This is a genomic window from Ochrobactrum sp. SFR4 (assembly GCF_019730395.1).
In the GTDB taxonomy this organism is placed as follows: Bacteria; Pseudomonadota; Alphaproteobacteria; order Rhizobiales; family Rhizobiaceae; genus Pseudochrobactrum.
Window position 1 is genome coordinate 1 of record NZ_JAAPBB010000389.1, and the last position, 354, is coordinate 354.

The 354-nt window shown below is 53.4% G+C and carries 1 pseudogene; it reads right to left on the minus strand.

The features are described from left to right. Positions 1 to 354, minus strand: a pseudogene (locus tag HBA93_RS19505) (DUF4815 domain-containing protein); the annotation flags it as partial.

The window sequence follows — 354 nt, forward strand, 5'->3', positions numbered from 1 at the left end:
GATGAGGCGGAATGTCAGCGCTTCATCCTGATGCGCAGACCATGTTTCAGCGTTCACACTGGAGAAGCGTGGGCCGATAACATAAGGGTGAGACGACACCCATTTCTGCTGGTCAGCATCAAACTCTCCGAGTTTTGCGAATGAAACCGAGTGCTCATTGTCATCGGTTTTAATCACAAAGGCGAACTTACGGTCTGACTGCGTGGTCACTGGCAACGAGTATCGGGCGGACTTCCACCCTTCCACCGCACCGACCATGCTGACCGTCGATTGAGCCATGACCTCCGTTGTCGGGTAGCCGTTGTCAATCGTCACCTGCTCGATCAGAAGGACATTGTTCTGGTTCCCGATCTT